General features: G+C 29.4%; 22 protein-coding genes. 2 read left to right on the top strand and 20 right to left on the bottom strand.

Features of this window, described 5'->3' with window-relative positions; all coding sequences use genetic code 11:
• Positions 1-32: 32 nt before the first annotated feature.
• From FMG_RS05440 to FMG_RS05515, 16 genes are all read right to left on the bottom strand, one after another.
• Positions 33-1,451 (bottom strand): peptidoglycan D,D-transpeptidase FtsI family protein, encoded by a 1,419-nt coding sequence (locus FMG_RS05440; RefSeq protein ID WP_012290784.1) that lies wholly within the window; start codon positions 1,449-1,451, stop codon positions 33-35.
• A complete protein-coding gene (locus FMG_RS05445; protein ID WP_012290785.1) occupies positions 1,441-2,775 on the bottom strand; it encodes an FtsW/RodA/SpoVE family cell cycle protein in 1,335 nt (444 codons plus the stop codon). Before FMG_RS05445 ends, FMG_RS05440 begins: the two co-directional genes overlap by 11 nt.
• Positions 2,765-3,271, bottom strand: coding sequence for an FHA domain-containing protein (locus FMG_RS05450; RefSeq protein WP_002837647.1), 507 nt, complete (start codon positions 3,269-3,271; stop codon positions 2,765-2,767). Before FMG_RS05450 ends, FMG_RS05445 begins: the two co-directional genes overlap by 11 nt.
• Before the next feature lie 89 nt (positions 3,272-3,360).
• Positions 3,361-3,933, bottom strand: coding sequence for a xanthine phosphoribosyltransferase (locus FMG_RS05455; protein WP_002842196.1), 573 nt, complete (start codon positions 3,931-3,933; stop codon positions 3,361-3,363).
• Positions 3,934-4,048: 115 nt separating this feature from the next.
• Positions 4,049-5,746: a phospho-sugar mutase gene (locus tag FMG_RS05460; protein ID WP_012290786.1), complete on the bottom strand. Its 1,698-nt coding sequence runs from the start codon at positions 5,744-5,746 to the stop codon at positions 4,049-4,051.
• An 8-nt stretch (positions 5,747-5,754) separates the two neighbouring features.
• Positions 5,755-6,372 carry a hypothetical protein gene (locus tag FMG_RS05465; RefSeq protein WP_012290787.1) on the bottom strand — a complete coding sequence of 206 codons (618 nt, stop codon included), beginning with the start codon at positions 6,370-6,372 and terminating at the stop codon, positions 5,755-5,757.
• A complete protein-coding gene (gene pulA / locus FMG_RS05470; RefSeq protein ID WP_012290788.1) occupies positions 6,372-8,180 on the bottom strand; it encodes a type I pullulanase in 1,809 nt (602 codons plus the stop codon). The genes FMG_RS05465 and pulA overlap by 1 nt, the downstream gene beginning before the upstream one ends.
• Before the next feature lie 9 nt (positions 8,181-8,189).
• Positions 8,190-10,286, bottom strand: coding sequence for a glycogen/starch/alpha-glucan phosphorylase (locus FMG_RS05475; RefSeq protein WP_012290789.1), 2,097 nt, complete (start codon positions 10,284-10,286; stop codon positions 8,190-8,192).
• The gene (gene glgA / locus FMG_RS05480) at positions 10,283-11,707 is read right to left on the bottom strand and encodes a glycogen synthase GlgA (protein WP_002840260.1); all 1,425 of its coding nucleotides are present in this window, start codon (positions 11,705-11,707) and stop codon (positions 10,283-10,285) included. Before glgA ends, FMG_RS05475 begins: the two co-directional genes overlap by 4 nt.
• A gap of 10 nt (positions 11,708-11,717) precedes the next feature.
• On the bottom strand, positions 11,718-12,830 hold the full coding sequence (gene glgD / locus FMG_RS05485; RefSeq protein ID WP_002842116.1) for a glucose-1-phosphate adenylyltransferase subunit GlgD: 1,113 nt from the start codon (positions 12,828-12,830) through the stop codon (positions 11,718-11,720).
• Positions 12,831-12,839: 9 nt separating this feature from the next.
• Entirely contained in the window at positions 12,840-13,979 is a 1,140-nt protein-coding gene (locus FMG_RS05490) for a glucose-1-phosphate adenylyltransferase (RefSeq protein WP_002840325.1), read from the bottom strand.
• 8 nt (positions 13,980-13,987) lie between these two features.
• Positions 13,988-15,892 carry a 1,4-alpha-glucan branching protein GlgB gene (gene glgB, locus FMG_RS05495; protein WP_012290790.1) on the bottom strand — a complete coding sequence of 635 codons (1,905 nt, stop codon included), beginning with the start codon at positions 15,890-15,892 and terminating at the stop codon, positions 13,988-13,990.
• A 38-nt stretch (positions 15,893-15,930) separates the two neighbouring features.
• A complete protein-coding gene (locus tag FMG_RS05500) occupies positions 15,931-17,550 on the bottom strand; it encodes an MBL fold metallo-hydrolase RNA specificity domain-containing protein (RefSeq protein ID WP_012290791.1) in 1,620 nt (539 codons plus the stop codon).
• An 81-nt stretch (positions 17,551-17,631) separates the two neighbouring features.
• A complete protein-coding gene (locus FMG_RS05505) occupies positions 17,632-17,958 on the bottom strand; it encodes a YerC/YecD family TrpR-related protein (protein WP_002837684.1) in 327 nt (108 codons plus the stop codon).
• A 300-nt stretch (positions 17,959-18,258) separates the two neighbouring features.
• The gene (gene typA / locus FMG_RS05510) at positions 18,259-20,118 is read right to left on the bottom strand and encodes a translational GTPase TypA (protein WP_002840253.1); all 1,860 of its coding nucleotides are present in this window, start codon (positions 20,116-20,118) and stop codon (positions 18,259-18,261) included.
• Between the two features lie 91 nt (positions 20,119-20,209).
• Positions 20,210-20,602 (bottom strand): ATP-binding protein, encoded by a 393-nt coding sequence (locus FMG_RS05515; RefSeq protein ID WP_012290793.1) that lies wholly within the window; start codon positions 20,600-20,602, stop codon positions 20,210-20,212.
• Between the two features lie 165 nt (positions 20,603-20,767).
• Between FMG_RS05515 and rd the strand changes: the two genes are divergently transcribed.
• Complete coding sequence (gene rd, locus FMG_RS05520) at positions 20,768-20,929, top strand: rubredoxin (protein WP_002837650.1); 162 nt, start codon at positions 20,768-20,770, stop codon at positions 20,927-20,929.
• 112 nt (positions 20,930-21,041) lie between these two features.
• On the opposite strand, the gene yihA is transcribed toward rd, so the two are convergent.
• The 3 genes from yihA to FMG_RS05535 all read right to left on the bottom strand — a co-directional run bounded on the left by yihA (position 21,042) and on the right by FMG_RS05535 (position 22,579).
• Positions 21,042-21,647, bottom strand: coding sequence for a ribosome biogenesis GTP-binding protein YihA/YsxC (gene yihA / locus FMG_RS05525; protein WP_002842192.1), 606 nt, complete (start codon positions 21,645-21,647; stop codon positions 21,042-21,044).
• Between the two features lie 106 nt (positions 21,648-21,753).
• The gene (locus FMG_RS05530; protein ID WP_002837656.1) at positions 21,754-22,245 is read right to left on the bottom strand and encodes a ferritin; all 492 of its coding nucleotides are present in this window, start codon (positions 22,243-22,245) and stop codon (positions 21,754-21,756) included.
• A gap of 58 nt (positions 22,246-22,303) precedes the next feature.
• Positions 22,304-22,579 (bottom strand): hypothetical protein, encoded by a 276-nt coding sequence (locus FMG_RS05535; protein ID WP_002837776.1) that lies wholly within the window; start codon positions 22,577-22,579, stop codon positions 22,304-22,306.
• A 106-nt stretch (positions 22,580-22,685) separates the two neighbouring features.
• Between FMG_RS05535 and FMG_RS05540 the strand changes: the two genes are divergently transcribed.
• Positions 22,686-23,879 carry a S41 family peptidase gene (locus FMG_RS05540; RefSeq protein ID WP_012290795.1) on the top strand — a complete coding sequence of 398 codons (1,194 nt, stop codon included), beginning with the start codon at positions 22,686-22,688 and terminating at the stop codon, positions 23,877-23,879.
• Between the two features lie 49 nt (positions 23,880-23,928).
• Here FMG_RS05540 and FMG_RS05545 read toward each other — a convergent pair whose 3' ends face one another.
• Entirely contained in the window at positions 23,929-24,378 is a 450-nt protein-coding gene (locus tag FMG_RS05545) for a MarR family winged helix-turn-helix transcriptional regulator (protein ID WP_002837723.1), read from the bottom strand.
• Positions 24,379-24,420: the final 42 nt, after the last annotated feature.

Below are 24,420 nucleotides of genomic sequence, written 5' to 3' on the forward strand. Positions count from 1 at the left end.
TGCAATGAATTATCAAAGCTATCCATGTTTTTTTATTTTTCTAAACCCAATTCATTAATTGCTGCGTTAAGCATTTTTGAAGCTATAGGTCCTGCAGTTTTTACACCGTAAGAGTTATCATCTTCCAAGATTACTGCTATAGCAAATTTAGGTTTCTTGGCAGGTGCAGCTGCAACAAACCAAGCATGTGTACTTGTTTTATCCTTAATTTCTGCTGTACCTGATTTTGCAATCACAGAAGTACTCACATTTAATGTATCGTAGCTTTCTGCAGTCGATCTCAAATAATCTTTTAATATTTCCATATTTTTTTTATTACCAATTTCAGATAATAATTCAGGCTTAGTTTCTTTAACAACTTTTCCTTCAGAATCTATTATTTGACTAACCAAGTATGGCTTCAACATTTGTCCATTATTAGCAACAGCACTCATAGCCATCGCCATATTCAATGGCGTTACCAAGGTTTCTCCTTGTCCAAAACTTGTTGTTGCAATATCTGCATTACTTTTTGTTTTCATATATCCATTGACGCTCACTGCAACAGGCAAATCAAAAGGAATTTTCTTACCAATCATAAATTTCGAAGTATTTTCTTGCAAAATTTTATTGCCCAATTTTACACCTTGAGATGCAAAATAAACATTTGATGATTTTACAAGAGCCTTTCTTAAATCAGTCTCCCCATACACAGCTCCATTGTTATTTGAAATAGTGTATTTATTAAATTCAATTGTACCCGTGTTATCCTCAACAACTTTGTCAACTTTATCTTCGTTTTCCAATATTGCATTACCAGTTATTATTTTAAAAACAGATCCTGGAGTATACATACCTTGTGTTGCACGATTTAATAATGGAGAAGACTCCCTGTTCAAAAGTTCTTGCCATTGTGAAGATACTTCATTTGGATTATAGGATGGGCAAGTCGCCATTACGTAAACTTCTCCAGTAGTCGGATTCATCATTACGATTGAACCTTTCTTTCCATCTAGCAAATTGTAGGCAAGTTTTTGTAAAGTAGAATTTGTTGTCAATACAAGATCGTTACCTTTATTATTTGAACTTACTATATTTCTCAATTGTGATAAAGGAGTGTCTTTGTTAATATTCAACAATTCTTTCATATAAGATTTTTCAAGACCAGCTGTACCGTAAGTTTTTGAGTTATATCCTGTAATATTTCCATAAATATCAGCATAATCAAAAAATCTATAATTTTTTCCAGCTGAATCTTTCTTAGTTTCTACCAAAACATTTTTATCTCTGTCATAGATAGTTCCACGCTCAACCTTATCTTCATCTACCCATAATCTTTTATTGTATTCATTGTTTGCTATTTTATCTGCTTTTACTATTTGGAAATAAGTCAAATACAAAACCAATAGCACAAACAAAGTCATCAAGAAAGATAAAACCACTATAATTCTTTTGTTCATTTTATTTTGCATAAATATCTTCCTCTCCTTGATCAGTTGAGCAGAATTGTAAAATCGCCAAGCAAATAAATGACATCGCCATTGAAGTACCACCATAACTTACAAACGGTATTGTGATTCCTGTCAAAGGAACCAATTTCATAACTCCACCGAACATAACAAGACCTTGAATTGCAAAAATAACAGAAATTCCAAGGGCAACAATTTTGTAGAACTTATTTGATTGATACAACGAAATTTTCATTCCTCTATATATCAAAATCAAAAACAACATTATTACACCCATTCCTGTGAAAGTTCCCATTTCTTCGCAAATTGCTGCGAAAATAAAATCACTTGTGACAACAGGAACTACATCAGGCCTTCCTAATCCAAGTCCAGTCCCAAAAAATCCTCCACTTGCTATTGCGAATAAAGCTTGCGTGATTTGATATCCTATTCCGTCAATATTCTTCCATGGATCAAGCCATGTAGACACTCTTATTCTTATATGAGAAAAAAGCATATACGCAGCCACTGCTCCAACTATAGCGATTAGTAAGTTCAATATAATTAATCTGATGTCTTCTTGATTAACAATTTGGTAAACTAAAAATAATCCGTAAAAAATCATCGCTGTTCCCAAATCTTTTTGCAAGAAAAACAATCCTATAAAAAAATACACGACAATCATTAGAAAGTATCTTTTGATTATTGGAATGTATTTCTTGTATTTTTTTGCTGAATCTAAATTTATTCTGTCCAATAAATCAGTATTATAATCATAACTTGCTAAGAAAAATACGTACAATATTTTAGTGATTTCAGATGGTTGAAAACCAATACCAAAAATACTTATCCAGTTTCTAGCACCATATTTATCTTCTGCAAGTAGTAGCGTCATTAAAAACATTACTATACAACCAATCAAATAAAGTGCAGTAAATTTGTACCATTTTTTATAACTTTTCAAAATAAAAAAAGTTCCAAAAAACAACAGTATTCCAATTGTGAACCACATTATTTGTTTTAATCCTTCGTGGGGATTAAGTCTGTAAATAACGATTATACCTATACTAAAAAGCATACATGCAATTTGTAATATATATCCGTCTCCCCTAGTGATTTTTGTTACGTATTTATTTGCTAAAAACATTAAAATCGTAGCAAACAAAAAGTAAGCTAGTGCTTTTGTATCTAATCCTTTTTCGTTTGATCCTAAAGCAAGAAAAAAGCCAAATATGTTAAACAAAAGTATTAAATAAACTGGCTTAATCATCCTACCATTAACACGCATTGGCTTTAAGTTATCGATAAATTCTTTGAATCTGCTATTTTGTTTACGTTTAGTTTGCATCTTTGTCACCATTTACAAACATGAATTCAATTTGTCCAATATCTATTAAGTCTTTGTCGTTTAGTCTAGCAGAATTAATCAGTTTATTTCCATTCAAAAAAGTTCCATTAGCAGAATTCAAATCCTCAATATAATAATTATTTTTTTCTTTATAAATACGTGCATGTCTCTTAGAGATAAACCTATCCTTCAATGCAACTTGATTGCTATCATCTCTTCCTATAGTGGCAGTTCTTCCTATAAAATAATGCTCTTGTATTTTAAAAGGCAAATTTTCTTTTCTATTAATAAGTTTTAAATACGTATTTGAACTGTAATTCATATTGTTTGTTCCTTTTATATCCAAATAAATCATCTTGATTATATTGAAAATAAAATAATAAATGATTATTACAAACAAATATTTAAAAAACATAGAAATTAAATTATATAATTTTAAATTCGGAGTAATTTGTATAGAAAAGAATGCATCTAATATGTCAATAATGTATTTCATAGAATTCCATCCTTTCTCATTTTTATCCTAATATAATATATCACATTTTGAACTTAATAAATGAATAATAAAGTTACAATTTGTCAAAATTAATCTTCAAATATAACAGAATCGTCAGTAAATCCTTTGATTCTTGCCAATGATTCTATGGTGTATCCTTGTCTTCTTAGATTTTCTCCACCTTTTTGAAAAACTTTTTCGATTAGAATTCCAATTCCTTCAACAGTTGCATTTGCTTGTGAGCAAATATCGATCAAACCTTCCAAAGCTTTACCATTTGCAAGAAAATCATCTATCAATAAAACATGATCTTTTTCATCTAAGTATTCTTTTGAAACCATTACTTCATAGCTTCTGTTTTTTGTAAAACTAAAAACTTCTGTTCTGTAGCAATTGTCGCCCAACGTTTTTGAGCTTGTTTTCTTTGCAAAAACAACTGGGCAATTAAATCTAATACCACATGCATATGCTATTGCAATTCCACTGACTTCTATTGTAAGTATTTTATTGATTTTTTTATCCTTAAATTTTTCGTAAAATTCATTTGCCAAATCTTCAAAAAGAACAGGATCAATCATATGATTAATGAACCTGTCTACCTTCAGTATATTTCCCGGTAATACCAAACCGTCTTTCATTATTCTCTCTTCAAGTTTTCTCATTTATATCTCCTAAAATTTAATAAATATATTATACATACAATATCAAAAAATCACAATATTTGCCAATTAAAAAATATCACTTACTCTCAAATATAGAATAAGTGATATTATAAAGTTACTTAACATTCATCATTTTTTCTTTTGCTATTTTTTCAATATCCAAAACTTTTTGTTCAGCTTTTTCTTTTGAATCTGCAACAGAATAAATATATAATTTAATTTTTGGTTCAGTTCCAGAAGGACGTAGCGCATACCATGATCCATCATCATAATAATATTTTAAAACATTTGATCTTGGAGTTCCATAATCTTCAAAATTTACATCGTAATCTTTTGTTTCAACTAATTTTGTAGAACCTATTTCACTAATTGGATTGTGTCTGAATTCTTCCATGATTCTTCCGATTTTTTCTTGACCATCCAATCCTTCTAAAACAACGGAAGATAGTGAATTTTCGTGATATCCAAATTCCTTATATAAATCATTTAAAACATCGATCAAAGTTTTTCCTTGTGTCTTGTAATAAGCTAACATTTCTGAAATCATCATTGAAGAACTTACTGCATCTTTATCTCTTACAAATGTTCCATAAGAATAACCAATACTTTCTTCGTAGCCAAATACCCAAGACTTTTCTCCAGTTTTTTCGTATTCATTAGCTTTTCCGCAAACATTTTTAAATCCAGTTAAAGTTTCAATCATTTCAACGCCGTATTTTTTGGCGATTTTAGATGATAAATCACCCGTTACAATTGATTTAACAACTGCAGGGTTTTCTGGCAAATCATGTTTTTCATATCTTTGGCTCAAAATGTAGTTTGTCAACAAAGCTCCGATTTTATTGCCATCTAAGAAAACATATTCTCCGTTACTTAAAACTTCGACAGCAGTTCTATCTGCATCTGGATCAGTTGCTAATAGCAAATCAGCTCCAACTTCTTTTCCCAAATTAATTGCATATTCAAATGCTTCTGGATTTTCAGGATTTGGGTAAGGAACAGTCGTAAAATTGCTGTCAGGATTTTCTTGTTCTTTTACAACGTAAACATTTTTGAATCCTCTAACATCTAAAATATGTCTTACGAATCTATTTCCAGTTCCGTTCAATGGAGTATAAACAATTTTCACATCTTTATCAATGTTGTCATCATTAATTGTAAGACTTAGAACATCTTCAAAATAATCTTTGTCCAAATTCTCTCCAAAATATTGTATTTTACCTTCAGCTATTAATTTTTCAAAATCTCCTATCTTAACTTCTGTAAAACTTTTGATTTTGTCCAAATTACTCAAAATTTCATCAGCCTTATCTTCAAGAATTTGGCTACCTTCTTCCCAATAAGCCTTGTATCCATTGTATTCTTTTGGATTGTGAGAAGCAGTAATCATAATTCCAGAAATGCAATTAAATTTTCTAATAGAGTACGACAACATTGGAGTTGGTCTTATATCATCCGACAAATAAACTTTTATTCCATTAGATGCAAGTACATTTGCGGAGATTTCTGCAAATTCTTTTGAAAATTTTCTAACATCGTAGCTAATGCTAACGCCTCTTTTCAAAGCTTCATCTCCGTAATTTTTGATAGTATCAGCAAGTGCTTGTGTAGTTTTCATGATGTTGTACTTGTTCATTCTATTAGTGCCTGCTCCAATTTTTCCTCTCAATCCAGCAGTACCAAATTCCAATGATTTATAAAACCTATCTTTTATTTCTTCATCATTATCTTTTATTGCTTCCAATTCATTTCTTGTTTCTTCATCATAAGACTTATCATTTAACCATTCATTGTATACTTTTAAATAATCCATAAATCCTCCTATTGATAATAAATTAAACCTTTATACAAAGATTTTTGCTTAAACCATTTTTCTAAATCATAAACTCTCTTTACTCCCCAATTAGAGCATTCAATTTTCCAACTATTATCATAATAAATCGCAGTTATCGTAACCCAATGAAATTTAACATCGGGGTTTTTGTGATTTAATGTCAACATCAAAACTGGATAGCCATTTGCTATTGCTCCTATTATATATGTCACAATGTTTCTGATTTTCCAAGTAAAATTGTAGTTTTGCGCTACAAGACTCATTCCATTTTTCTTGGCATACTTTCTTATTCCGTTATTCATAGGGAATAAAAATGGTACGCCGTATATTTTAGGCTTCAGAAATGTTGACAGCATATCTGCAAATTTTATATATTTAGTTTTAGTTATTCTTTTTCCCAAAAGATTTTCTGGAACTAACTTGGCATATTCTCTTTTTGTATTAGCAATGTAGATAAAATAATTTGTCATGGCAATTACAGAACAGCCCTTTTTAGTGAGATAGTTCGAATTCAAAATATCTTCAAACCATTGTTGATCTCCACCGAAAAAACCTTCAATATTCAAAATTTCATCTACATCTTTAAGTTCATATCTAGTATTCATTATTTCTCCATACTTATAGAATATACCCCGCTTTTTCTTCTATCAATCAAAATTACATTATCATTGACCTCCATTTCAATGATTTTTTCATCAAAAATTTTCGTGCATTTGTTAAAATCTTCAAAATAATCATTCAAATCAAATTTAAAGCTTTCTCCCGAATTCATAAAAGCCAGCAAAAATCCTCCATTATTTTTAATACTAAAACAAATACAACAATCATTTACATTGTAAAATTTAATTTTATTTCTAATTTCATTCACATCTTTCAAGTTAAATTCCGGATGCATCTTTCTAAATTCAATCAACGATTTTACATATTCGTATATTTCAGCGTTATCGTATTTCAATTTCCAATCAACTGCATTTATACTAAGTGATAGATTATAAGTGTTTTTATACATCGACTTACTTCTTAGAAACTCATTTCCACAATGAAAGAACGGTATGCCTTGGCTTAGCATTATCAAATCAAAACAAAGCTTCGTGGAAGTTACGACATCTGCGTTTGTTTTAATTAATTTATCTTGAAGAATTAAATTATCGTGTGAATTAAAATAATTAATGGTTTCATTAGAATTTTCGCAAAAACCATGTCTTTTTTCATCATAATGAATCGATCCACAAATTCCTGTTTCCAAACCAATTTTATCTACATTTTCTTGAACAAAACCTGTAGAATTGTCATCATTATCGCCTTTGATGGCATTTCTGAAAAAAGGATTAAAAAAAGCATAATCCTTTCCTTTTTGACTACCAAAAATCGTTCTTTTATTTTTCTGTAACGGAGATTCATCTGCCATCCATGGCTCTCCGTAAATAATTACATTTTCATTATTTTTTCTTAGTTCACTTACGATTTTATTGGTTGTTTCTGAATCTATTAGAGCCATTAAATCAAATCTGAAACCATCAATGTGAAATTCTTTTTGAAAATACAATAAGCTATCGATAATAAATTGTCTCACGAATTCATCTTCGGTGTTTAATTCATTTCCAACTCCAGATCCATTTGTGAAATTTCCATCCTTATCACGTCTATAAAATTGTGGATAAATCAAATTAAATGGATGATCTTTGTTTCTAAAAGTATGATTATAAACCACATCCATAATCACACCAATATGATTTGCATGTAATGTTTGAATCATTTTTTTGAATTCAATGATTCTATTCTTTGGATTTTCTGGCTCTGTGGAATAGCTCCCTTCGATGCAATTATAATTTTCTGGATTGTATCCCCAATTGTAATTATCTCCAGAAAATCTTTCTGAATTTCTCTCATCAACACCTACAAAATCAAATACAGGCATCAAATGAACATGTGTTATACCCAAATCTTTCAAATGATTTATCCCAGAAACATCACTTTCCTCTATCAATCCCAAAAATTTTCCTCTATAATCAACTCTAATTTTACTCGATATATCAGATGAATAATCTTTTATTGATAATTCGTAGATTATAGCTTCATTCTTGTTTGCTATTTCGTATTCTTCATGAATAAAACCATCAGGGTTTGTGGAATTCAAATCTATTACACATGACTTTAAGCTATTAATTGAAGAAGCTTTACAAAATGGATCCACAATTTCGAATTTTTCATCAATCTGATATTTGTAGTACATTCCATCCAAATCTCCTTCAACTTTGACTTCAAAATATTCACCATTTTTATACATATTAACAGATTGGTATCTTACATCATTGTAATTTTCATAAAGTAATAACTTTACTCTATTTATTTTAGGAGCATAAATCTTGAAAAACGTATATTCTTTGTTGTAATTAAATCCTAACTCATACATTTATAACTCCTAATAATCTTTTAAATAATTAATTCCGAAATTGTTCGATATTTCTATATTTTTCAACATATAATCATTCCACAAATTTTCATCTAGATACATTATTTGAACTTTTTCATTAACTTCAGCAAAATTGTCAAAAGAGTTTATTACATTAAAACTATCATTATATTTGATAATCAAATTATATATCTCCATAAATTCGTCTATAACTTTTTGATTTTTTATTATTTCTATATTTTCTAATATAAAGTTCATACAACTAGATTCAGTATTTGCAGAGATTTTTTTATCAAATTTGAACACTCCGTTATTTTCGCTTAAATTATTTACATTTTCATAAACATTTGAATTACTAGTTAATAAAATTGCTCCGTTATTCATAAAAGCATAGGGATAAGTATTTGAAACATCGAAGTTTTTGTAAGGAATATAATTGAAAACATCACTTGCTTTAGCAAAGTCTGGCAATTGGTCTAGCATTATGTTTTCGACAAAAACCAATTTGATTTTTTCTTGAATAAGTTTATCTGAATTAATTATATTTGATAAACCAATACACAAACTTATTGTTTTCTTACAAAAAAAATAATCAAATGAACTCATACCGCCAATAAAAAATGTCGTAGGCGTAATGATCGTGTTCACATTATCTTTTAATTTTAAATATAAATACAAGATATAAAAAACATTTAAAACTTGTCTTTTACCTTCGTGAAAATCAGATAATTGCATATTAAAAATACTCTTATCATTTATATTTTCCAGATTATACTTATTGACAAGTTTTTTCTTGTACTTTAGTTTGCTAGCATGTAAATTATCGCAATCTATCTTATTATTGAATAAATCGTCGTTAAATCCATAAGTTTGTATCGCAATTTTATCTTGAATATTTGTGTCAATATCTATATATTCGCTTTCTAATAAATATTTCTTATGATAATTCGAACCTACAATTATTTCGTGAGATATGAAAGCTATAAGATTAAAACAATCTAGGAAATCTTCCTTGATAATTTCTGGATATCCATTTTTAAGAGCATTTCCATTTATTAATTCAATTATCTTTTTTATATCAGCAAACTGATACAAATACCTCAAATCCATTAATTCAAATGACTCTCTGTGCAGATTAATATTGATATATCCGAAAATTTTATTACACTTTCTCAAAGCTTTTTCAAAATCATAACCCAAATCCAAAAGTTTTTGTAAAAATGAAATTATTACTAAGGAAACATTCGTTTCAACAATATTTATTTGAATATGCTGTTCAATTTTATCTGAGTTTTCGAAAAATTTTATTTCATCATTAAATACGTCTTCCACTATTGAATCCGATAGAAATTTTTGTTGCAAGAATTTAATATATTTCCCGAATTCATCTACTTCAGGAGTGTAAACGAATTGACGTATCGAATCAATTTTATTTTCTTCAGAATAAATCTCCTCAATTCTCCCGCGAATAAAATTTTCATAATTTAGATTCGGGTTAGCTTTTGGTGCAAATAATCTAATAAAATTAGTATTCTCATTTAAATAAGGAATATCATAAATTTGAGATTTTATTTTATTATTATCTAATTCTATATCGTATTGTGTAGATCTTTTAAAAACTACGCTTGTTTTTGGTTCGTGGAATACTGTCTCGATTTGGTTTTCATCGATTATTTGTTGTTTGAACTGTGAGTTTTTGTAAAAAATTGAATACGCTTTACAAAACTTACCTTGTTTTGAGATTTTCTCGAACAAATCTACAGAAAATCTTCCAATGTAACTTTGTCCTAAGTGCAAATCATTATTCATATTTACAACATCATCATATTTTTCTTGTAAAATATGTTGCAAATGAGTTTTTATATTGAGTTTTTCAAGATAATCTTCAAATAAATTTTCTACCATTAGTTCAAATGATACAATATATGATCTCGATGATTTTCCAGTGTTAATATTAGTTTGTTCTTCAGAAAGCAATTCTTTAATTACTTCATTTAGCGCAATCCTAATTTCATAGAGATTAGCATCTTGAAGATCAACCAACGAATTATATGATAATTTGATTTGTAGCAATCTTCTTAGTTGATCTTCTGAAATTCCAATCATTTAATGATCTCCTCGTAAAGTTCGATGTATTCTTTCGCAGATTTTTCCCAATCATTTTTAGAATTCATAGCATTTTCTTTGATTATATTAAAATCATCATTGTAGTAAAAAGATATTGCTCGTCTCAATGTATACAAGAAGTCATGTGCATTGATATTTGTAAATGAAAATCCATTACCTTCTTTGCTAAATTCATTAAATGATTGAACAGTATCCCTCAAACCTCCAGTTTCACGCACTACTGGTATTGTTCCATACCTCATAGCGATTAATTGTGATATACCACAAGGCTCAAATATTGAAGGCATCATTAAGAAATCTGCACCCGCATATATCTTGTGTGATTCTTCATTGTTATAATAAATATTTGCTTTTAATTTATCTGGGAATTTCCACTCGTAGTATTTGAACATTTCTTCATAAGAATAGTCACCTGTTCCCAAAATTACCACTTGAACATCTTCTGTCGTCAAAAATTCATCCATAATGTATCTAACAAGTTCTAGTCCTTTGTTCTCAACCAATCTAGTCACCATGGCGAATACAGGCACATTTTTTTCTTCTAAACCGTACATTCTTTGTAGTGCTTTTTTGTTCTCATCCTTGTCTTTTATATTTTTCAACGAATAATTTTTGAATAAATATTTGTCTGTTTCTGGATTCCAAATTGTCGTATCAATGCCATTTGTAATTCCAGATATTTTATAGTGATATTGTCTGATAACTCCATCTAATCCTTCTCCGAAGAAAGAATATTTTATCTCATCGGCATATGTTTTGGAAACAGTTGTAACTCTATCACTGAAAACTATTGCGCCTTTCATGAAGTTAATTGCATCATAGAATTTTAATGCATCTTCGGTAAAATACATCGGTGATAAGTCTGTTTGCCTTAATGAATTGGAACTGAAAACACCTTGATACTTTAAGTTGTGAATTGTAAAAACTGTTTTAATTGACTCATAGAAAGGATCCCCTTTTGCAAAGTCTCTGGCATAAACATTAACCATGGCCGTGTGCCAATCATTTGAATGGATAATGTCACAATCAAAATCTATATATCTTAACAGTTGGACACAAGCTTTTGAGAAAAACACGAATCTTTCACAGTCATCATATTCTCCGTAAACATTATCTCTATTGAAATAATCTTCATTATCTAGAAAATAAAATTCAACACCTCTATGAATGTATTTAAATACGCCAACATAATGATGCTTAAAATCCAAGTCTACGTAAAAGCTTCCTTCAAATTCAAATTTCTTTTTGTATTCTTCATCAATTAATTTGTACAAAGGGATGACCACTTTTACATCATGACCCTGTTTTTTCATTTCTAGTGGGAGTGTTCCAGCTACATCTGCAAGTCCACCAGTTTTTATAAACGGATCAGCCTCTGCTGCACAGTATAATATCTTCATTTAACTTCCCCTATTTATCTTCTAATATAGCATTCTTTTTTAATTCGTATGGATAATTTGGATTACCAACCACAGTTACATTTTCTTTTACTAAAACCCCTTTATCTGTAATTGTATTTACAACAACAGCATTTTTTTCAATCATTGACCTCTCAAAAATAACAGAATTCTTAATAACTGCCCCTTCTTGAATTTCTACACCTCTGAAAATAATTGAGTTTTCGACTTTTCCGTTTATTTTGACTCCGTTTGCAATCAATGAATTTTTCACGCAAGCAGATTCTCCATACAAAGCAGATGGCTCGTCTTTTGATTTTGTTAGTAGCAATCCATTTTTGAAAAATACATTTTTGTAAACATCTTCATTTAATAATTTTAAATTTGCATCATAAAATTGCGTCAAATTTCTGATAACTTCAACATATCCGTCTATCATGTACACGCCGATTTTTAATTTATCTAAATTAGAAATAATAACATCAATTAACTCATTGGAACTTGAATTCTTTGCTGCATCGTGAATCAAATTTAAGAAAACAGATTTTTTCATGTACCCAATATTTGTCATCAAATTAAATTCATCATCAATCCCTTGATTAGTTCCTATACTAATCAAGTTACCATTATCATCTAAGTTTAGTCTTGTTTCTCCGATAAATAATCCTGTTGCATTATCTACCTTTTTGCAAAATAAAAGTATATCCAAATCTTGCTCGATAAATCTATCGTGTGATACTGAAAAATCCTCTCTAAAAATAACCATAGGATCGTAGAAATACAACTCATCTTCTTTTGACCTCAAATAAAACTCTATTGTTTCGTTGTAAGCGACAATTTCCTTGCCTGAATTTTCAAAAGTCGGAGGGAAAATAACAAGTCCGTTTCTTCTTCTATTTAATTCATAACTTTCACCATTTCCCAAGTGATCTAGAGTAGATCTCATGATTTTTCCGCCATACAAAACAACATTTGAAAATTCATTATTTGCAAAGTTACTCAAAGCAATATCTATAATTCTATATCTAGCCCCATAAGGAAGCATATATTCTGGTCTAGAATCAGTTAAATATCCGAAATCCTGTCTACCTTTTCCACCATATATAATTCCAATACAATTTTGCATAATTTCCTCCTAGCACTCTTCAATTCCATCTTCACTAACTAAGAAGATTTTATCGGAGTCTTTTTCGCCGATGACTTGATTTTCTTCAATAGTCATGGATTCTGCTACTACACAGTTGTAAAGTTTTGCTCCTTTTTTTATTACAGTATCACTTAAAATTACAGAATCATGAACTTCTGCATTCTTTTCCACAGTTATCGATGAAAACAATACAGAATTATTTACATTTCCATAAATCAAACAATTTTCATTGATTAATGATTTTTTAACATCTGCAAATTCATCAACATAATGAGGAGGAAGATTTCTATTTTTTGTGTAGATTCTCCAACTAGTATCGTATAAATCAAGCTTATTATCAGGATTTAATAAATCCAAGTTTGCTTGCCAATAACTTCTTACAGTTCCCACATCTTTCCAGTAACCATCAAACTTCCAAGCAAAAACATTCAAACCGTCATCTATAATCTTAGGAATTATATTCATTCCAAAATCGTGTTTAGAATTTTTATCTTTATTATCTTCAATCAAATATTTTTTCAAAGTGTGCCAATTAAAAATATATATTCCCATCGAAGCTAAGTTGCTCTTCGGATTTTTTGGTTTTTCTTCAAATTCAACGATTTTTCCATTTTCATCGGTATTCATAATACCGAATCTGCTAGCTTCACTCCAATCTACTTCCATTACAGCAATTGTAAGTTCGCTATTTTTATCCTTATGATATTTCAAAATCTCATTGTAATCCATTTTATAAATATGGTCACCAGATAAAATTAAAACATATTCAGCATCTAATTCATCCAAATAATTCATATTTTCGTAAATTGAATTTGCCGTACCTTCATACCAATTACCGCCAACTTCTGTGGCAAATGGTGACAAAATTCTTAAACCACCAGAATTTCTGGATAAATCCCAGCTAGATCCATTACCTAAATGTGAATTAAGTTTAAATGGTTTGTATTGTGTTAAAATTCCCACATCTCTTATATCAGAATTTGCAGCATTACTCAAAGCAAAATCAATTATTCTATATTTTCCACCAAATGAAACTGCTGGTTTTGCAACTTTTTTTGTCAAAGCTTTTAATCTAGAGCCTTGTCCTCCCGCTAAAAGCATAGCTACTACTCTATTTCGTGCCTTCATAAGTCCTCCTAATTTTTATTGATACATCTAAGTTTGTTCAATTTAATAAACATTGCAGAAAATGGTTCTATATCAACCGTAATAGAAAATTTTCTGTCGTTATGTTCTTTATTTTTTGAATAATAAGGTTTATTTCTTAGTAAACTTCCACCGTATTTTTTCATCGAAGAATTAAGTACAACTGAATATAGTGCATATTCGTCTACTCCTACTGGATATTTTTTTCTTCTAACTGGTGTGAAATTAAAAATGCAAAAAATTTTTTCATTTTTAGAATTAATTCTCTCAAAAATTATCAAAGATTCATTTGTATTATTCACATCTTCCCATTGAAAACCAGAATAGCTTGTATCCAAATCATAAAATTCATCATTATTTAAGTAGAATTTATTCAAATCTTTCATGAAATATTTAAGTTTTTGATGTTTTTCGTATTCCAAAACTTCCCATGTGATTTCTTTATACTCATTCCACTCATCAAATTGGCCTATATCATTACCCATAAACAAAAGTTTCTTACCAGGATGTGCAAACATGAACGAATACAAAAGTCTTATTTGATCAAATTTCTGATCGTAAGTTCCTGGCATTTTTCCAATCATCGAGTTTTTCATATGAACAACTTCATCATGGCTAAATGGCAAAATGTAATTTTCATTAAATGCATACATTATCGAAAAAGTTAGTAAGTTATGGTGATCTTTTCTAAACAGAGGATCCATTTTCATGTATTTTATGATATCATTCATCCAACCCATATTCCACTTAAAATCAAAACCAAGACCATTTTCTTTTACTGGCTTTGTTACATTTGGCCAAGCAGTCGATTCTTCCGCAATGACAAAAACACTAGGGAACTCTTGTTTAATTGTATTATTTAATTTTTTGATAAATTCAATTGCCTCTTTGTTTTCGTATCCACCATCTTCGTTACGGATGTCTTTTCCAGAGAAATTTAAGTAAATCATATAAGCCACTGCGTCAACTCTTAGCCCATCCAAGTGATAGTACTTGAACCAAAATAACGCAGAAGATATAAGGAAATTTACAACTTCTTTTTTTGAAAAGTCAAAGTTCAACGTTCCCCATTGATCGTTGTCAGCTAAATATTGATCTGTTTTTTCGAATAAATTACTTCCGTCAAATTTTCTAAGGCCAAAATCATCTTTGCAAAAATGAGCTGGAACCCAATCCATGATAACTCCAATGTCGTTTTGGTGTAATTTGTCAATCAAATACATCAAATCTTTTGGACATCCAAACCTAGAAGTCGCTGCAAAAAATCCCGTAAGTTGATATCCCCACGAGCCATCAAAAGGATGCTCCATTAATGGCATAAACTCAACATGAGTGTAATTCATTTCTTTGAGATAAGCTACCAATTCATCTGATAGTTGAACATAAGACAGATAATTTTCACCATGTTTTCTCCATGAAGAAAGATTTATCTCATAGATACTCATAGGACTATTAAATTTATCTGTTTTTTCTCTTTTTTTAAGCCACTTTTTATCATTCCATTTATAGCCTTCAATATCATAAACTTTGCTAGCAGTTTTCGGTCTTAATTCGCTATGAAATGCAAAAGGATCAGCTTTATACAAAACATCTGAATCCTGAGTGACTATTCTGTACTTATATGAATCAAATATTTTTACATTTCTAATGCATATCTCCCAAATTTCTCCATCTTGTAATTTTCTAAGCGGAAGTGAATAGTCGTTCCAATTATTGAAATCTCCAACCAAATTTACATTTTTTGCATTAGGAGCCCACACCAAAAATCTGGTGTAGGTCCCAATATCATCCGTATAAATATGTGATCCTAAAAATTTATACAAATTATTGTTGTTTCCTTCATGAAATAAATAAACATCTGTTTCATTTTTTCCATGATAAAAATATTTTTCCATATATTCTCCAAGCTATAAAAGTGATACAATATTTAAAATTATTCTCCAGTTATCATGTTTATCGTCATAACTTTATTCTTTAAATCTAAAATTTGATTGTTAAGTTGATTATATTCTTCAGAATCCATGTTTTTGTGGTCAAACAATTCTTTGTTTTCATACAATCTATCTATTTTTTTCTTTATTTTTTCTAATTCTTCATACAAATCGTTATTTTCACGATTTGTCGATATTTCTTGTTCTATATTATAATTTCCAGGTTCAAATTCTTCTGTTGAATAAATTTCTGGAATAATAGCCTCAACATTATACTTTTCTATTAACAATTTAGATAAAGTCTCTGCGCCATCATTTTCGCCATGTGTGATGAAAATTTTTTTAGGTTTTATTTTCATATTATCTACAAATTCCATCAGATTATTTTGATCGGCATGTCCTGAAAATCCACCTAAATTAAATATTTTGGCGTTTACTTTAATTGTTTCACCAAATAGCTTAACTTCATCAACTCCATCCAATAAAATCCTTCCTAGTGAACCTTGAGCTTGATATCCAACGAATACTACAGCATTTTTCTCATCCCACAAATTGTGTTTCAAGTGGTGACGAACACGACCTGCTGTAGCCATTCCACTTGAAGATATGATAACTCTTGGGAATTTTACGCTATTTAGCATTTTAGATTCGTCAATATTTTTAACATAGTGCAAGTTTTCAAATTCAAAAACATTATCTCCACTGGAAATGTAATCTTTAGCTTTTTGATTAAACAAATCAGTATTTTCCATAAATGCTTTAGTCGCTTCAAGAGCCATCGGGCTATCCACATATACCGGAACTTTCTTTTCATAATGATCCTTAATTTGATAATCATAGTAGCTATTCAACTCATAAATTATCTCCTGAGTTCTTCCCACTGCAAAACTAGGAATAATCACTGTCCCACCTTTTGCTGAAACCTTTTCAATTATATTTATCAATTCATGAACGCTTTCTTTGTAAGGCTCATGAATTCTGTTACCATAAGTAGATTCCATAACCAAATAATCGCAACCTGATAAAACATAAGGATTGTTTAAAATCGGATTATTTGAAGTTCCAATATCTCCAGAAAATATAATTTTAGTAGTGTTTTTGTTTTCAGTTATAAATATTTCAAGGCTCGATGATCCTAGCATGTGACCAGCATCTCTAAAAATTACTCGTATATCTTCATTTATTTTGACAACTTCATCGTAAAATCGTCCCTTAAACAATGAAATACAACTCATCGCATCAATTGTCGTATAAAGTGGGATGAGAAGAGGTTTTCCAGATCTTTGTCTTTTTCTATTTTCCCATTCAACATCACTTTCTTGAATCTTCGCACTATCCATCAACATTATTTCTGCCAAATCTTTTGTAGCTTTTGTACAATAAATTGGTTTTCTAAATCCATTTTTATATAATAGTGGAATTCTTCCAGTATGATCAATATGTGCATGAGTCAAAAGCATGAATTCAACATCACTAAAATCTATTTCATCATGGTTTTTTTGTTCTAATTCTTTGCTGCCTTGAAACAATCCACAATCAACCATAAATTTATGTTTTTCAGTTTCTACTACATAGCAAGAACCAGTTACTTCTTGTGCCGCTCCTAAAAATGTAATTTTCATTAAATCACCTCTTTATTACTATATACCCAAAATGTTAAAAGATAGTAAAATATCCGCAAACTTTAATTTGCGGATAATAAATTAATTTTGTTTTCTTTTTCTTTTTTCTTCCAAGTTTTTTGCTATCAAATTATCCAAAACTAATTCATAGCCCTGTGCCCCACTTTGTAAAGATCTATTAACTCTACTAATTGTAGCAGTAGATGCACCAGTATCTTTTTCAATTTCACTATATGTTTTTCTGATTTTTAGTAGTTTTGCTACCTCTAATCTTTGTGAAATTGAATGAAGTTCTCTAATTGTGCAAACGTCTTCAAAAAATCTTTGTAACTCTTCTCTACCATTTAGCATCATAATTGCATCGAAAAACTCATCTAATGTTTTGTCTTTGATATTGATTTCTCCCATACTTTACTCCTTAAATTTTTTTAGGTAACCTTTACCTATTAATAATATAAATATAATGCCTCTTATATTTTAAGTATACTCGCTTTTTCAAACTAAAGCAAATATTTTTTTAAATTAAAATTCTATTGTATCTTATTAAACTAATTTATTAGAAAAACAATCATACTTTATAATTTTATAAACTTTATATACCCAAAACAACCAGCGTTTATTCTAATTGTATTAATTTATTGTTAAATTTGATTTTAACTAATTTTAGAATAAAAAAAGGAATCTATCAAACGATAAATTCCTTTAAAATTATTTATTATATTTTTTTGATTTGTATCTCAATTGAGTATCCAAAATTCTTTTTCTCAATCTTAAATGATGAGGAGTAATTTCTATTAATTCGTCTTCTTCAACAAACTCCATCATTTCTTCCAAACTCATAATTTTTGGAGGAGATAATTTTAATGCTTCATCAGCTGCTGAAGATCTAATATTTGTTTGAGCTTTTTTCTTGCAAATATTTACTTCAATGTCTAATCCCTTTGCATTAGAACCAACAACCATTCCTTCATAAACTTCATCTTGAGGTTGAACGAATAATATCCCTCTATCTTGTGCCGCGTTTAATCCATATGCTGTTGCAGTACCTGTGTCATATGAAATCAATGAACCCAATTGACGTTTTGGAATTTCCCCTTTATATGGCTCATATCCTTTAAGTTCTGTATTGATAACTCCGTTACCCTTTGTATCACTTAAAAACTCTTGGCGGTATCCTATAAGGCCTCTTGAAGGTATTTCAAAAATAAGTCTTGTGTATCCGCTAGAAGTATTTGATATATCTTGCAATTCACCTTTTCTAGTACCTAATTTCTCGATTACAGTTCCAACAAATCCTTCTTCAATATCAATTGTAACAATTTCGATTGGTTCAAGGACTTTTCCATCTTTATCTTTTTTAAATAATACTTCTGGTTTAGATACTTGGAATTCAAATCCTTCACGTCTCATATTTTCAATTAATACAGACAAGTGAAGCTCTCCTCTACCGCTAACTCTGAAAGTGTCTGTAGAATCTGTATCTTCAACTTTCAAGCTTACATCTGTTTCTAATTCTTTATATAATCTTGAACGAACTTGTCTACTTGTAACAAACTTTCCATCACGCCCTGCAAATGGAGAGTTATTAACCGAAAAATTCATCGCCAAAGTAGGATTAGAAATACTTACAAATTCAATAGGTTCACAGTCTTCTTCGTTCGCTAAAGTGTCTCCGATTTCTATTCCTTCAACGCCTGTTAAAGCTACAATAGAACCGAATTTTGACTCGTTAACCTCGACTCTATTTAATCCGTCAAATTCATAAATTTTAGTTACTTTTATTTTCTTTTTCTTATCAGGATCATTGTAATTTACAATTACACAGCTATCGTTAACCTTTACTTTACCTTGCTCAATTTTACCAATACCAATTCTTCCAACGTAATCGCTAAAATCAGTTGTAGAAATCAAAAGTTTGAAAGGAGCATCTTCTTCTCCTTCTGGAGCTGGAATATAGTCGATGATTTTATCCAACAAAGCTGTCATATCTTCTGGTCTTTCATTTAAATCATCAGTTGCAAATCCTTCTCTTGCAGAAGCGTATACAAATGGTGAGTCCAAATATGATTCATCTGCATTTAACTGAATAAATAAATCTAAAATTTCATCAACTACTTCATCTACCCTAGCTTCTTTTCTATCAATCTTATTGATACAAATAATTGTAGGTAAATTTAATTCAAAAGCCTTTTTCAAAACAAATTTAGTTTGTGGCATAGGTCCTTCAAACGCATCTACTACCAACACAACTCCGTTTGTCATTTTTAATACACGTTCTACTTCTCCTCCGAAGTCTGCGTGACCCGGAGTATCTATAATATTAATTTTATGATTTTTGTAGTTTATTGCCGTATTTTTAGATAAAATAGTAATTCCTCTTTCACGTTCGATGTCATTGCTATCCATTACACGATCTTGAACATCTTGATTTTCTCTAAAAATACCACTTGTTTTCAATAACCCATCTACCAAAGTTGTCTTACCGTGGTCAACGTGGGCGATTATTGCTACATTTCTTACATCTTCTCTTTTCAAAATTCCACTTCCCTCTAATTTGTGACAATTCATTATATCATAAATTCAAAAAAATAAAAGAAAAATTTGTGTAAAAATCGCATTTACTAATTTTACTCAATAAAAGAAGCTATTAGATCACTTATTAATTAGGTTTCACTAATAGCTTCGCTTCTACACAATTTTCTCTAATTTTTAACTCGTCAGCCAATTTACTTACTATAAATAATCCTCTACCTCTGACATAAATATCATTATTGAAATAACTATTAGAACAATAATCAATTCCCGTGCCCTCATCCTTGACGCATATTCGAATATAATCATCGTTCAATTTTATTTTAAAAGTTATTTTTTTATTTATATCAAACTGGTTACCATGTTCTAGCCCATTAAAAATCAATTCATTAATTATCAATCTTAAATCATAAAGAAGTTCTTCATCTGGTACAACTTTTCTTAATAGTCTGAGCATAGTATGAATATTTTTAGTAGCAATTGTCCTATCGCTGACAAACTGCCTCTTAAATATATACATATTATCACCCAATATGATTATACCCAAATACTAAAATACTTTAACATTTCGCCATTAATTATTTGTTATAAAAATAAAAATGAAATAATGATTAAAATTTTTTACAGTGGGTATATATAATTTGTACCTGATAACAGGTAATTATCTTAAAGGGGGAAATTAATCATGAAAAAATATGTATGTGACGTATGTGGATATATCTATGATCCAGCTGAAGGAGATCCAGATGCAGGTGTTCAACCACAAACAGCTTTCGAAGATTTAGCTGAAGATTGGGTTTGCCCAATTTGTGGTGCTGGAAAAGACGACTTTTCAGAAGTAGAATAATCCAATAAATTTTTATGATTGGCAATAATAAATCATACATGACATAAAAAATATTATTGTCGTATAAAAGTAGTTTAAAAATTAAAACCCCAACAATGGGGTTTTCTTACTTTTATTCTTCAATTCCACTACCGTATTTTAAAATCATTTCGAGCTGTTCCATAACAGCTTTTTTATTTGTTTTCGAAGTTGAACTGTATTCGTAGATGAGATTGTCATCATCTATGTTTAGTTCTTTTTTTATGATATTCAAATTCTTTTTTATCATTGTTTTACCAATTTTGTCTAATTTTGTAGCAATTACAAATCCACAAAAACCACTTTGAATAATCCAATTATACATTTCCTTGTCCTGAACAGTAGGTTTATGTCTAATATCTACAATTAAAAATACCTCATACAAATTTCTTCTATTATTTAAGTAAGTTTCTATAACTTGAGCCCATTTTTTCTTTTCAGATTTTGATGTCTGAGCATATCCATATCCAGGCAAATCCACCAATCTGAACTCATTATTAGCGTTATAAAAATTTACCGTACGAGTTTTTCCGGGCTTTGAAGAAGTCCTTGCTAAGTTTTTTCTGTCCAAAATAGAATTGATAAAAGATGATTTGCCAACGTTACTTCTACCGCAAAAAGCAATTTCTGGCAGAGATTCATCAGGATATTGTTCTATTAAAAAAGCAATTTTCTCTAAATCAGAGTTAATTATTTTCATATTCACCTCCACTAAATATCTAAGAAATATACCACTTATTATAACAAAACTTTAGATTATTTTCACTAAAAAAGCGACTTAAAAAAGTCGCTTTCTTATAAACAATTTATTGTCTTTGTGCCATTTCGTGATCTAATATTGCAAGACCTGCGTTACTGTTTTCAGTTCTTTCAAGTTTAGTTATGATATTATCAAAAGTAGCTTCTTCTTCGATTTGTTCGTCAATGAATTTTTGTAGAAGAGTGTATACTTCATAGAATTTGATTTCATGAGCTGCATCAAATAATTCTCTGATTCTTCTTGTAACTTCTTTTTCGTGTTCTAAAGCCGCTTTAAAAATGCTTAATACATCTTTATCGTAGTCAGCTTTTGGAGCTTCGATTGTTTTGTATTCAATCTTATATCCAACTTCTTGTAACCATTTTCTGAAGTATTCAGCGTGTTCATATTCTTCATGGGCTTGCATTTCCATAAAGTGTTCAAATCCATCCCAATCCATATCATTGAATTCAGAAGCCATTTGTTTATATTCGTAGCCTGATTGTAATTCAAAAACTAATTGTTCGTCAATTTTTTTTAATAATTCTTCTCTTTTCATTTTTATCATACTCCTTAAATTAATTTATAGACTGTTAGTTAATCATTTTACATCAAATTTATGAATATAAATCATACACACCATAAACTCGCAAATTATTTTCCACCAAAAGTTTCATAATTTCTGGAATTATTTTAGCTTTCTGCTTAGTGGTAAACCCATTGTAGCTTATTTCTGTATTATTGAAATCCATATATTCCGATGAACCAATGACTTTAATAATTTTGTCGTGCACCTCTTGTAGATGCATATCGGCAATTACAAAAGTAACATTGCAAATTCTATCATCATCAATTGTGGGAATTATTCTATTTATCAGTAAAACATTATTCATAACTAACCTCTTCTTCTCTCTATATTGTTATATACCCAGTTTCTATTATTTTATTCAATTGACCAGGACTTTTTTTTATATTATACTGATTAAAAAGAGGTGAGACATGAAAAGATCACGTAAAATCTATGCAAATAGCAAAAATAGGGTAAAAATTTTTAGAAAAATTTTTTTATTATTTTTAATTCTTATTTTCGCTTTATTCACTTATAAATACATAAACTCCAGGCCTGCTGAGTATAGTCCAGTAATTCCCAAAAAATATATACTAAAAGATTTTGACGAAATATGTAATCAAATCGACAATTCATATATGAATCTACCACAGACAAAAAAATACAAAGATACAGACTTTTTATCCTTAAAACCAAATTTCAAATCAAAAATCAAATTGGAATCTTCTAAAAAAAATGGTGAAATGTCGACACAAGAAGTGTGTGATTTGTATAATGATATTTTAAAGAAACTTTATGATTCAAATGTAAGAATAGCCGATAAACACACATTTAATCAAATTTTACAACAAGAAAACAAGAATCAAATTTTAAATAATTTATCTGTGAATAGGTATTCCAATCTAGCAGATGAAATTCCTGAAAAAAATTTTAGAGCATATTCTATCGATAACTACAAGGATGCACTATACGTTAAGGTGTCAGATTTTGATTCAGTGAATATTGAACAAGACGCTAAAATTTTTGAAAATATTTTGAAAAGTAATAAAAAGAAAAATAAAATCATAATAGATTTAAGAGATAATGATTCCGATAATTTGGATTATGCTATTAATGTGATAATCAAACCTCTATTGAAATCTGATATCAATGTTGATTTTAATGTTGCAAATAAAACTCAACCTATTATTTCTAAAAATATTTTAGATAGAAATGGTATAAGTTTCAAAACCACAGAGAATGTTTCAAATATTAAAATAAATGATAATCAAAAAAATATAAAATACATTACAAAGTTTAATTTAACTATTAAAAAAACAGGAGAACAACAATGTGATGTTTATATATTGCAGAACAAGAACACAAGAAATAGTGCGGATTTCGTGTGCCAAATTGCGAACAGAACTAAGTTTGCAACTACTGTCGGAGAAACAACTTCAGGAAATGGATTAAATATCGTTCCCACTTACAAGTCACTTCCTAACACAGGATTAATCGTAGAGTATCCACTAGGACAAGGATTAAATGAAGACGGTTCTACTAACGAAGAAGTTGGAACTATCCCTTCAATAAAATTAGATGATAACAGTGAAATAGTAAAATTATTACTATCTAGAGTTAATTAAAATAAAATGATTCAGTATTAATATCAATACTGAATCGTTTTTTTGCTTTTTATTTTTTTGTTTTATTATAATTATCAAAAAACTCTTGTAATATATTATTCATTTGAACTTTTTTATCATCAGAAATATATGCACACTCAGAAACTAACTTAGGTACTTCTTTTGCTTTTTCTTGTAATTTTTTCCCTTCATCTGTCAAGTAAATCATTACAATCCTATCATCTTTTGAACTACGCACTCTTTCAAGGTAGCCTTGGGATTGCATCTTTTTTATTATAGGAGTAATAGTACCATTATCCAAGTATAATTTATCGCACAATTGCCCCACTGTAATCCCATCTTTTTCCCAAAGAACTAAAAACACAATATATTGAGTGTAAGTTAATCCTAAAGGTTTCAAAAATTTTGAGTATGTATTTGTTACTATACGTGATGCGGCATAAAGTTGAAAACAGAGTTGTTTATCTAACTTCATATATTCTTTGTAATCTTGATCCATAAAATCCTCCAGTTCCAAATATTTTTACCAGTCATTCGAAAA

Origin of the sequence: Finegoldia magna ATCC 29328 (assembly GCF_000010185.1) — a bacterium.
Taxonomy (GTDB): Bacteria; Bacillota; Clostridia; order Tissierellales; family Peptoniphilaceae; genus Finegoldia; species Finegoldia magna_H.

What these genes read in the sequence shown, in the direction of transcription:
- FMG_RS05440 (WP_012290784.1), bottom strand. Translation starts at nt 1,451, where the DNA reads ATGCAAAATAAAATGAACAAAAGAATTATAGTGGTTTTATCTTTCTTG.
- FMG_RS05445 (WP_012290785.1), bottom strand. Translation starts at nt 2,775, where the DNA reads ATGCAAACTAAACGTAAACAAAATAGCAGATTCAAAGAATTTATCGAT.
- FMG_RS05450 (WP_002837647.1), bottom strand. Translation starts at nt 3,271, where the DNA reads ATGAAATACATTATTGACATATTAGATGCATTCTTTTCTATACAAATT.
- FMG_RS05455 (WP_002842196.1), bottom strand. Translation starts at nt 3,933, where the DNA reads ATGAGAAAACTTGAAGAGAGAATAATGAAAGACGGTTTGGTATTACCG.
- FMG_RS05460 (WP_012290786.1), bottom strand. Translation starts at nt 5,746, where the DNA reads ATGGATTATTTAAAAGTATACAATGAATGGTTAAATGATAAGTCTTAT.
- FMG_RS05465 (WP_012290787.1), bottom strand. Translation starts at nt 6,372, where the DNA reads ATGAATACTAGATATGAACTTAAAGATGTAGATGAAATTTTGAATATT.
- pulA (WP_012290788.1), bottom strand. Translation starts at nt 8,180, where the DNA reads ATGTATGAGTTAGGATTTAATTACAACAAAGAATATACGTTTTTCAAG.
- FMG_RS05475 (WP_012290789.1), bottom strand. Translation starts at nt 10,286, where the DNA reads ATGATTGGAATTTCAGAAGATCAACTAAGAAGATTGCTACAAATCAAA.
- glgA (WP_002840260.1), bottom strand. Translation starts at nt 11,707, where the DNA reads ATGAAGATATTATACTGTGCAGCAGAGGCTGATCCGTTTATAAAAACT.
- glgD (WP_002842116.1), bottom strand. Translation starts at nt 12,830, where the DNA reads ATGCAAAATTGTATTGGAATTATATATGGTGGAAAAGGTAGACAGGAT.
- FMG_RS05490 (WP_002840325.1), bottom strand. Translation starts at nt 13,979, where the DNA reads ATGAAGGCACGAAATAGAGTAGTAGCTATGCTTTTAGCGGGAGGACAA.
- glgB (WP_012290790.1), bottom strand. Translation starts at nt 15,892, where the DNA reads ATGGAAAAATATTTTTATCATGGAAAAAATGAAACAGATGTTTATTTA.
- FMG_RS05500 (WP_012290791.1), bottom strand. Translation starts at nt 17,550, where the DNA reads ATGAAAATTACATTTTTAGGAGCGGCACAAGAAGTAACTGGTTCTTGC.
- FMG_RS05505 (WP_002837684.1), bottom strand. Translation starts at nt 17,958, where the DNA reads ATGGGAGAAATCAATATCAAAGACAAAACATTAGATGAGTTTTTCGAT.
- typA (WP_002840253.1), bottom strand. Translation starts at nt 20,118, where the DNA reads ATGAATTGTCACAAATTAGAGGGAAGTGGAATTTTGAAAAGAGAAGAT.
- FMG_RS05515 (WP_012290793.1), bottom strand. Translation starts at nt 20,602, where the DNA reads ATGTATATATTTAAGAGGCAGTTTGTCAGCGATAGGACAATTGCTACT.
- rd (WP_002837650.1), top strand. Translation starts at nt 20,768, where the DNA reads ATGAAAAAATATGTATGTGACGTATGTGGATATATCTATGATCCAGCT.
- yihA (WP_002842192.1), bottom strand. Translation starts at nt 21,647, where the DNA reads ATGAAAATAATTAACTCTGATTTAGAGAAAATTGCTTTTTTAATAGAA.
- FMG_RS05530 (WP_002837656.1), bottom strand. Translation starts at nt 22,245, where the DNA reads ATGAAAAGAGAAGAATTATTAAAAAAAATTGACGAACAATTAGTTTTT.
- FMG_RS05535 (WP_002837776.1), bottom strand. Translation starts at nt 22,579, where the DNA reads ATGAATAATGTTTTACTGATAAATAGAATAATTCCCACAATTGATGAT.
- FMG_RS05540 (WP_012290795.1), top strand. Translation starts at nt 22,686, where the DNA reads ATGAAAAGATCACGTAAAATCTATGCAAATAGCAAAAATAGGGTAAAA.
- FMG_RS05545 (WP_002837723.1), bottom strand. Translation starts at nt 24,378, where the DNA reads ATGGATCAAGATTACAAAGAATATATGAAGTTAGATAAACAACTCTGT.